Annotated in this window: 8 protein-coding genes and 5 pseudogenes; 1 reads left to right on the forward strand and 12 read right to left on the reverse strand. The window is 68.4% G+C overall.

What is annotated here, in order from left to right:
• Position 1: 1 nt before the first annotated feature.
• From AQJ11_RS42025 to AQJ11_RS47670, 12 genes and pseudogenes are all read right to left on the reverse strand, one after another.
• The gene (locus AQJ11_RS42025) at positions 2 to 604 is read right to left on the reverse strand and encodes a GOLPH3/VPS74 family protein (RefSeq protein WP_059266972.1); all 603 of its coding nucleotides are present in this window, start codon (positions 602 to 604) and stop codon (positions 2 to 4) included.
• Complete coding sequence (locus AQJ11_RS42030; RefSeq protein ID WP_059266973.1) at positions 601 to 2,040, reverse strand: dihydrolipoyl dehydrogenase family protein; 1,440 nt, start codon at positions 2,038 to 2,040, stop codon at positions 601 to 603. Before AQJ11_RS42030 ends, AQJ11_RS42025 begins: the two co-directional genes overlap by 4 nt.
• 97 nt (positions 2,041 to 2,137) lie before the next feature.
• A complete protein-coding gene (locus tag AQJ11_RS42035; RefSeq protein WP_014668998.1) occupies positions 2,138 to 2,584 on the reverse strand; it encodes a VOC family protein in 447 nt (148 codons plus the stop codon).
• 353 nt (positions 2,585 to 2,937) lie between these two features.
• Positions 2,938 to 3,135: a hypothetical protein gene (locus tag AQJ11_RS42040; protein WP_244218637.1), complete on the reverse strand. Its 198-nt coding sequence runs from the start codon at positions 3,133 to 3,135 to the stop codon at positions 2,938 to 2,940.
• A 102-nt stretch (positions 3,136 to 3,237) separates the two neighbouring features.
• A complete protein-coding gene (locus AQJ11_RS42045; RefSeq protein WP_059266975.1) occupies positions 3,238 to 3,666 on the reverse strand; it encodes an organic hydroperoxide resistance protein in 429 nt (142 codons plus the stop codon).
• A gap of 551 nt (positions 3,667 to 4,217) precedes the next feature.
• Positions 4,218 to 4,367, reverse strand: coding sequence for a hypothetical protein (locus tag AQJ11_RS52570; protein WP_341846322.1), 150 nt, complete (start codon positions 4,365 to 4,367; stop codon positions 4,218 to 4,220).
• A 6-nt stretch (positions 4,368 to 4,373) separates the two neighbouring features.
• Positions 4,374 to 4,639, reverse strand: a pseudogene (locus tag AQJ11_RS52575) (peptide deformylase); the annotation flags it as partial.
• A gap of 554 nt (positions 4,640 to 5,193) precedes the next feature.
• Complete coding sequence (locus tag AQJ11_RS42050; protein ID WP_014669002.1) at positions 5,194 to 5,505, reverse strand: cyclic nucleotide-binding domain-containing protein; 312 nt, start codon at positions 5,503 to 5,505, stop codon at positions 5,194 to 5,196.
• Entirely contained in the window at positions 5,502 to 5,954 is a 453-nt protein-coding gene (locus tag AQJ11_RS47665; protein ID WP_079082675.1) for a MarR family transcriptional regulator, read from the reverse strand. The genes AQJ11_RS42050 and AQJ11_RS47665 overlap by 4 nt, the downstream gene beginning before the upstream one ends.
• A 942-nt stretch (positions 5,955 to 6,896) precedes the next feature.
• Positions 6,897 to 7,225, reverse strand: a pseudogene (locus tag AQJ11_RS42060) (hypothetical protein).
• A gap of 71 nt (positions 7,226 to 7,296) precedes the next feature.
• Positions 7,297 to 8,048 (reverse strand): annotated as a pseudogene (locus tag AQJ11_RS42065) (transposase).
• 89 nt (positions 8,049 to 8,137) lie between these two features.
• Positions 8,138 to 8,489, reverse strand: a pseudogene (locus tag AQJ11_RS47670) (transposase family protein); the annotation flags it as partial.
• Positions 8,490 to 8,642: 153 nt separating this feature from the next.
• On the opposite strand from AQJ11_RS47670, the pseudogene AQJ11_RS53005 reads away from it, so the two are divergent.
• Positions 8,643 to 9,436 (forward strand): annotated as a pseudogene (locus AQJ11_RS53005) (IS5 family transposase); the annotation flags it as partial.

The raw sequence follows: 9,436 nt of genomic DNA on the forward strand, positions 1-9,436 counted from the left end.
CCTAGCCCCGCCACATGTTGTCGAACGCGGCGTTCTCGACGTCCCTCCGCAGCCGTAGCGCCTCCAGTCGCGTCACGGCGTCGCCGACGGCGGCCAGCACCGTCGTGACCGCGTCCCCGGTCGGGCTCTCGTCCGCCTCCGACGGGTCGGACCCGATCCCCAAGGCTGCCAGCAGCGCCCCGAGGACGGGTTCGCCGGACTCCCGGCGTTCCTCGGCGCGGGCGCGCTCCGGCGAGTCCGCCGGCACGGTCCGCCCAGACCACAGGTGGAAGCCATGGCGCCGGGGGTGGACGAAGAGCCCGGCCCGGTCCAGGTCGTCGACATAGGCCGGGGCGAGTTCCCGGCCCCGGCGCCACAGCCAGTCCTCGACCGTCTCGTGCGGCTCCTGCCGGGCGAGCGAGGCGACGGCCTGGTCCAGCAGACGGTCACCCGTCGCCACCGGCGGGCCGGGAACCATGCGTTCGCCGTCCAGGGTCAGCGCCCCGCTCTCCAGCAGGTCGATCGCCTCGGCCCCCGCGAGCGCGAGGGACAGGTCGCCCTGCTCCACGGGCTGGTCGGGCAGCAAGTCCAGGACGACGAGCGCGAGGTCTTGTGCGGTGGTCATGAGTCCCTCCACGTCTCCAGCAGGCGCAGCCACACTTCGCTGATGGTGGGGAAGGCGGGTACGGCATGCCACAGGCGCTCGACCGGCACCTCCCCGGTGATGGCGACGGTGGCCGAGTACAGCAGCTCACCGACGCCCGGTCCGACGAACGTGGCGCCGACGACGATGTGGCGGTCACGGTCGATGAGGACGCGGGCCCTGCCCCGGTAGTCGGGGCGGTACTGGAGGGCACCCGCGAGGTGGCCGATCTCGTAGTCGACGACGTCGACGGGGCGGCCGGCGCGCTCGGCCTGATCCGCGGTCAGACCGACGGAGGCGACCTCGGGGTCGGTGAAGACGACGCCGGGGACGGCCTCAAGGTCGGCCGTGCTGCTGTGCGGGGCCCAGCGGGCGGTGTCGATCTCCTCGCCCCGGGCCCGGGCGGCGATCACCGCTCCGGCGATGCGGGCCTGGTACTTGCCCTGATGGGTGAAGAGCGCCCGTCGGTTGACGTCGCCCACGGCGTACAGCCAGTTCCCGGGTACGGCGGTGACGGTCAGGCTGTCGTCGGTGGGGAGCCAGTCACCGGGGGTGAGACCCACCGTGCCGAGCCCGATGTCCTCGGAGCGCGGTGCGCGGCCGGTGGCGAAGAGGATCTCGTCGGCGGTGAGTTCGTCGCCGTCCGACAGGGTGATCCGCACCTCGCCGTCGCCCAGCCGCCGCGCGGCGACGACCGAGACGTCGAACCGTACGTCCGCACCTGCCTCGCGCAGACGCTCGGTGACCAGTTCGCCCGCGAAGGGTTCCATACGCGGGAGCAGCCCGTCCTCGCGGGCGAGCAGGGTCACCCGGCTTCCCAGGGCCTGCCAGGCGGTGGCCATCTCGACACCCACCACACCGGCGCCCACGATCACCAGGCGTCCCGGTGGCCGCTGGGCGCTGGTCGCCTCCCGGCTGGTCCACGGCCGCAGTGTGTCGATCCCGGGCAGGTCGGGCAGGGCGGCTCGGCTGCCGGTGCACACCGCGACGGCGTGCCGGGCCCGGAGCCGGACGGTGTCGCCGTCGGGTGTCCGCACCGACACCTCACGGACCCCTTCCAGGCGTCCGTGGCCGCGCAGCAGGTCGATCCCGGCCGACTTGATCCACTCGACCTGGCCGTCGTCCTTCCAGTCGGCGGACATGCGGTTGCGGTGTGCCAGGACGGCCTCGACGTCCAGCGGGTTCTTCACGGCGGGGTCAAGCCCCGGAACGTGCGTGGCGTCCGCGCGGAGCAGGGCGGGGCGCAGCAGTGCCTTGCTGGGCTCGCAGGCCCAGTACGAGCACTCGCCACCGGCCAGTTCGCTTTCGACGATGACGGTGCTCAGGCCGGCGGCGATGGTGCGGTCCGCCACGTTCTCGCCGACCGGGCCCGCGCCGATCACGATGACGTCGTAGGTCCGGATGTTCTCGGTCGGCATGTGTCCTCCGGTGGATGCGTGCCGGTCAGGTGGGTGTCGTGGTGCCCGGAGGTGGGCGGCCCCGGCAGGGGGGCGTCGGCCGCGCCGGGGCCGGGTCTCAGCGGCCGGGCGCGCGCTCGGTGACCTCCTGGAGGAACCACTCGTTGCCGTCGAGGTCCTTGAAGGCGGCGAAGGTGCCATAGCTGGCCCGCTCCGGGTGCAGGCCGGGGACCCGATGGGCGTCACCGGCGTGGTGGAAGGCGCCGGTCTCGTCACGGAAGGGTCCGGAGACCTCCACACCGCGGCCGGTCAGCTCCTCCTGGGCCTTGACGATGTCCGTGACGGTCAGCTGGAGGCCGTGGAGCGTGCCCGCCGGCTGCTCGGTGAGGCCCTCCCCGAAGATGACCGAGCACTCGGAACCGGGCGGCGTGACCTGCACGATCCGATAGCCGTCGTTGATCGGGAAGTCGGCGTCCAGACGCCAGCCCAGCTGCTCCACGTAGAAGCCCTTGGCGCGGTCCACGTCGGAGACGGGAAGGATGACGACTTCGAGCTTCATGTCCATGGCAGGTATCTCTTTCGGTCCGGTTGTGGTGGTGGGCTTGTGGGCGGTGCTGTGTGTATGTGGGGCTGCGTGTACGTGGGACTGCGCGTACGTGGGTGTGCCGCGCCGCCCCGGACCGAGCCGTCGGCGGTCCCCCGGGGGTGGCGGATGTGCCGAGCACGTGTCCCCGTGCCGGCGCTCGCCGCGTTCGTTCTCACTGTCGTCCGGCACCGGCATGTCCCGCGTCAGTCACCTGACGGTGTGTCCCGGCCGACCCCGCTGCCTGATGTCCTAAGCAGTCCAGCCCGGAGTACGTGTGAAGGAGCTGAAGAGGACGCCGGTCCGCCAGGCGCGGTGGATCTCCCACCAGGTCGTCACGCGAAGCTCGCAGCCGTCGGGCCGTACCCCGACAGCACCGCGCTCTCCGCCCAGTTCCACACCTGCGTGTCGTCGGACCACGCCCGCTCCGTGGAGCTTCCGGCGCGCCAGGACGGTTGCTCGTCGCAGACGGCGGAGATCTGGTCGCCGACGAAACGACGGTGTGCGGCCCTCCGTCGGAGTGTGAACGTCATGGCGGCCATGTCATGCCCTCGTTCCCGGGAAGACGGTGCGGGTGCGGCAAGGGAGCGGGCCCCGTGCCGGGGGAAGGGGCACGGGACCCGCGGTCTGGTGGATCAGGCGGCGGCACCGGCGTTGATGGTGACCGGGATGTTGTCGCGCGTGGCCTTGGAGTACGGGCAGATCTGGTGGGCGGCGTGCGCGAGTTCCTCGGCGGTGGCCTGGTCCACGCCGCCGAGGACGGGGCTGAGGACCGCGGAGAGGGAGAACTCGCCGTCGTCGCCGTGGGTGAGGGTGATCTCGGCGGTGATGGTGGTGCTGGTCAGCCGGATCTTGCGAGTGGTGGCGGCGCGGCGCAGGGCGCCGAGGAAGCAGGCGGCCCAGCCGGCGGCGAGGAGCTGCTCGGGGTTGGTCGCGGTGCCGGCACCGCCCAGCTCCTTGGGGAGGGCGAGGCTGGTCTCCAGCAGACCGTCGGAGGAGCGGACGTGACCGCCGTTCCGGCCTTCTCCGTCGACGTCGACAACGGCGGTGTAGCTGACTGCCATGACTGGTGCTCCCCATCTGGATCGAAAGGTATTCGGCCACCTCCTGCCTGGACACATTTCATGTCACCGGTTGAGGTGGTGACGCAATCATGGCAGGACTGCGCGTCACCCGTCAAGGCGGTGACTGCATCTTTCGGCGGCTTGCCGGTGACGTGTCCCCGACGGCTGCCTGCGCCATGTACGACGAAGACCGCACCCGGCGCACAAGTGTGAGCCATACTGAGACACACGTGTGCTGGAATCCCCGGTGCCCCGGTGTGCCAGAGGCCGGCCAGGCACACCGGCGGCACACCTCGGATATACCGGGCGGTGCCCCCGGACGTGTCGTTCCATTTCCCGCATCAAACGCACCGCCGACGCGCTGGACTCGGCGCGGGAGGCCGTCTCCCGAGGCATCCGCCACCACGCGCTGCTGTTCCGACAAGGTCGAGCCGGCCACGGACGACAGCGGTACGCACCCGTCACCGTCACTGTCACCGGCCGACGGAAAACTGCTGTCTCTACTGCTTACGGGGGCCCAAACCCGCCAACTTCCTTACACAGAAGGTCCGTTACGGCATCGGGAAGCCGAGCTGCTCAGCGGTGGCCGCCGCTCCGGCGGGGCCCCACCGCTTCACCACCTGCTCCATGGTGGACAGGGAACGCAGCTCGACACGGTCGAGGTAGAGCACCCCGTCGAGGTGGTCGGTCTCATGCTGCACGATCAGTGCCCCGAGCCCCGCGTGCTCCCCCACGAGGCGCCGTCCCGTCTCGTCAGCGCCTCGGACGTCGCCAGCTCCGCGAGCCGCAGCGGAAGCCCGACCTGGGGTGCGGCGAGTCCGACGGCGTTGTGGGTCTTCTCCATCGGCCCGCGCATCCTGCCGACCAGCCGCTGGAGCACATCGTCACCGAGCTGCCCGTCGCAGGAAACCGTCTTCTGCCGAAGGACGGAATCGCCGGCCTCGACGATGCCCAGGGGATCCGGCTTCTCCAGCTTCGGATGGCTTGAGGAAGAGACACAGGCGCGTTCTCCGGCATGCGACGTGGGTCACGTCGTCAGTACAGAGATACGTATCCCGAGACACCGCCGCCTCGGCGTCCCGACACACATGTGTGACCGAGGCGCATTACCGGACCATGGAAGAACGGAGGCATCCAACGGGCGGCGCGTGACCGCACTGGGAGAGAACGGTTCACCGACGCACGGGTGGAGACCGTCATCAGCGCCCGGAAAATCCGTGCCGACGGCCGCTGTGGGACGGCCCTCAACGCAAAACCGTCTCCGGCGCATCGGAGGCGGCTACGGGAGAATCGTTCTGAGCGAAGAATCGAACTGTTCGAAAGTCGATCCGATATGAGGTGACTTGCCCCGCTTGTACACCTCTGGCGCTCCTCGCAGGGACCGACCACCCCTCCCCGCGGTAACAGGGACCGGACGCGACATCGTCCCGACAACGGACCAGACCATTGCCGGGACGACAGACAAAGACGTCCTACGGATCGCGCCTCATTGACGTGAAGTACATTTAGCGCGATCCACAGAGCGCCTCAGGTGGCCCGCCGGAACGGGACCACGACCCGCTCCCCCAGCTGTCCCGGGGTCAACCGGTAGTACTTGATGTGACCGATCTTCTCCGTCTGCTCCAGCCAGCCGAGTTCGATGACCTGCTTACGTGTTCTGGAGAAGACGGGCGGCGCCATGCCGACCAGCTTGGCCAGCTGGGCGGCGGTTTCCAGGACGGCGCCTGAACGATCAGTCGGGTGCAGAGCGTAGAGCATGACGACGAGGCGCTGGTTGGCGGTCATGCCGGCCGTGGCCTCCAGCAACCTGAGGTTTTGCTGCCTGTCGTCGCTGGTCACTTTGCCTCCCACCGTGCTGGCGTGTTCTCGTCGAAGCCCGGGATGTCTGGCGGATTACATGATCTCACCGCTTCACGCTGCTCCAAGCCTGTGCCGTGGAAAGCGATGTAAGGACTGATGCGGTAAAGGTTGTAATTTCCGATACGTCCACGCACTACCAGGATGCGGTGCTTGGTCAGCTTCCTATTGATTTTCCCCACGGCGTCGGTCGACATGCCCACTCGTTTGGCGATGTCGGCCCCCGTGGCCCTCAATGGCTCCATCCCCTCCGGAGAGACGCCGATCCACCACAGCACCAGGAACTTCTGGCTGGGTGTGAACGCCTTCGACTCCGTGATGGCCTCGACTCTGGCCTTGTCCACCTGGGTGTGCCTGCCGGAGAAGGCATATGGCGCATAGAGGACTGGCTCGCCCGTGTCGGCGTCAACCAGTCTGCGTGCTGCTCCCAACAGGCCCTCCGTGCATGGGTCATTGCCGCACCGTTCCTTTGAGGGCGGCCTTCGAGCCGCCCTCATGAACCTAACGTACATGAGCAAGAAGTCAATCAACTCCGCCTGTCGGCCGTGTCGCCTGCCGTCACGGATCCCTCCGCGACCTTCCTGACACCGACTGCCTCTACGTGAGAGATGTACGTGACGTCAATCTACCGCTGCTGTAGAACAGCGGTACTCAGTTCCTGTGGACGTGGTGGCAGTTCCTGAGAACTGCCTGCCAGTCCCTGTGAACTGCCTGGCGGTTCGCCCAACCGTGGTAGCGGTCCAGGGGAACTGACTGCCACGATCCGTGGAACTGGGCACCCGGTTCCACGGATCCGCCTCTGCTGCCACAGGAACTGCCTGGCAGTTCACAGGATCTGGGTACAGAGCTCTGTTTGCGCAGGTCAGAGCCCTTTTGGAGGCGTCGCTCTCTTCATCTACAACTCAGCGCCGTACGGGGTTTCCGCCCTCGGCTCAGGTCCGTGACCGGTGCAGTGACTCCCATCGCGTACTCCCCTCTCCCCCACTGCTCCCGCACCACAGAAAGTCAGCCACGACGTACCGGTGCGGGCACGATCAGGCGCGCGTATGTCTCCATCAGCCCCCCACTCGGCTCAGCCACGTCATGAATTCCGGGAAGCCAGTACGGCAGGCAGCGGTTGACGCTGCCTCAGGCGCCACGTCGGGGACACCCCCGGCCGCCCACGGCGAGAAGCTGGAGACCTCACCCCACCGGACCGTGCACGCGCCCAGGCAGCAGAGCCACGTTGGCCCCAACGGGCAGAGGCCAACGTTCCGAAGCCAGTGACGGCTTCCTCCCATGTGAAGCCGGCGATGAGGTGCCAGGTACTCACGCCCGTAGAGGTGCGATGTCAGCTCCGAACGACCTCAAGGCGCAGTGGACCAAGCCGTGTTTCAGAACTCGCTGACGTGCCTGGTTGGCCGTCCGGGGAAGTCGCGGGCGGCCATCCACCTGGTGAGGTCGCGGGCGATGTCGTCGATGCTGGTCGCCATGGTGACTTCGTGCTCGTTGCGGGCGGTGTCATGGCGGACGATCTCGTAGCCGCCTTCATCGAGGACGGCACTGAGGCGAACCAGACGGGGTCGTCCTCGTCGGGCTGGATGACCACGAGGGTGTTGTCGGAGTCGTTGAGGTCGCTGATCATCATGAACAGCGCGTCCTCAGAGGGGTCGTCGATACGGTCGCCGTTCTCGCTGTTGGCGCCGTAGTACTGAGCCCCCATCGTTTGCTCCCCCTCGCTGTCGATCCGGGTCGCGGTCAGGATGGCATGAGGAACCGGCAGCTCAGGACCGGTCACCGCCATTCGTCGATCGAGGCGATCAGGACGGTGGCTTCGATGAGGTCGGCGAGTTTGTCGAACCGGGTGGCGACCGCGCAGTTGCGCTTGAGCCGGTTGATCCCGCACTCGACCGCGTGCCGGGCCGTGTACTCCTCGCGATCGAATGCAGGAGGCGGCCCGCCAGCCTTCCCCTCCCCCGGCCGCTTGCGGTGGGCGGCCTGGTAGGCGGGCTCCGGGATCGTGCAGCGAATTCGGCTTGCGCAGGTAGGCCCGGTTGGCGCGGGAGGAGTACGCCTCGTCGCTCGCACTGGCAGCGGCCGGACACGGGGACGGCCCGGTCCGGTGCGGGGTACCCGGATGTCTTCCAGGTGGATCTTGGTGGTGAAGCCTCCTCGTGACCGGCCCAGGCCATGATCCTCGGGCTCGGTGCGGGTTCCGCCCGGCGGTTCCTTCTGGACCTGGCGGTCGTGGCGGGAGCCTGCGGCGTGCTGATGGGCCCGGCAGATCGTGGAGTCGACGCTGACCTCCCACGTGATCAACCCGTCCGCGTCCACCCGGACCTGCAACCGAGTCAGCAGTTCGGGCCAGAGCAGTCGCGCTGCCAGCGGCGAATGAGTCCGTAGACCGTCTGCCAAGGCCCGTACTCCGACGGCAGATCCCGCGACGGAGCACCGGTCCGCACCCGCCACCGGATCCCGTCTATCGGATTCCGCCGGCCCAATGACGGCCGCCCCAGCACCGCGACCGGCAACAACGGCTCCAGCACAGCCCACTGCCCTCAGAAGGATTTCCTCGTCCCGCACCGCGATGATCGCGGTGCGGGACGAGGAACAGAACCGACTTTCAAAACAGTGCCGGCCGGGCGGATGCCACCACCAGGCGGGTGTCGGCATCGACGATGACCTGCACACCCGCCGAGAACCGGTAGGTGCGTGAGGAGGCCGCCACCTTACGGTCACGGACCGGGATCAGGGTGCCGTCCACGATCCATAACCGGTCGACCCCGGCACCGGACTGAGCGCCGGCCCCAGCGCAAGCAACGGCCGCAGACACTGGATGGCCCGGCAGACGATGGCAGGTGAGGAGCCGAAGAGCAGCGCGAGCTGCGCATGGTGAGGTTCGTGCGGTAATACATGGCCACCAACAGCACCCACTCAGCCAGCGGAAGACACCACGGCCGACCACCACCGGCGCCGCTGCCGCACCGGCTCAGCCTTCAACACCTCACCCATACAGGCCGCCACCAAGCCTTCTGCAACACCCTTGAGCCAACGCCCGCGTCACCGCCGACCTATTACGGCGTAATAGCCCGGCCACGGGCGACTGCCACTGTGTCGTCTGTGGGACTGGTCGCTGCGGCATGCTCTGCCTCCGCCAGCTCCGGCATGCAGTCACAGCTCGACCCCTTTCTGAGCCCAAGACGGGGGAGAGGAACGGCAAGCTGCTGATCGAGAAGCTGCGGGTTCGCGCGTGGAACCCGGGCCGGCGCTTCGACACAGCGGACGTTCCTGTTGCATGGATAACCGAGCCATACGGCAGCGAGCCCAACGAAGGCTTCGGCCCCAACAGTGGACTCGCCTCCCTGACCGAGGGCAACCGTCCACTCGTGTACCGCTGCGACTGGCCGTGCGCGGTCAGCGTCTACGAGCGCAACCGGCCCCGGGGTGTGCCGACGTCGTGGCTTCACCTCGCTAGGCCGTTTTGTTTGGATCAGCCGGTCGTTGGTCCGGCTGTGCCGTTGACTGACGCGCAGTGGGCGCGGATCGAGCCGTTGCTCCCGGACCGGACACCGAAGCGGGGTGGCCGCTGGCGAGACCACCGTGAGGTGATCGACGCGATCGCCTACAAGTTCCAGACCGGTACCCAGTGGGTGCACCTGCTGGAGAAGTACGGCAACTGGCGGGGCGTCTACAACCGGCTGCGGATGTGGGCCGTCGACGGCACGTGGGAGCGGGTGTTCACCGCCCTGGTGGCCCAGGCCGACGCAGACGGGGACCTCAACTGGGCCGTGTCCGTGGACTCCACCATCGTGCGCGCTCACCAGCACGCTGCCGGGGCCGCAAAAAGGGGCCCCGGCCGGTGAACCCACCGATCACGCCATCGGCCGGTCCCGCGGCGGACTGACCACGAAGATCCACCTCGCGGCCGACGGCC

Origin of the sequence: Streptomyces corchorusii, assembly GCF_001514055.1 — a bacterium.
GTDB lineage: Bacteria > Actinomycetota > Actinomycetes > Streptomycetales > Streptomycetaceae > Streptomyces > Streptomyces olivaceoviridis.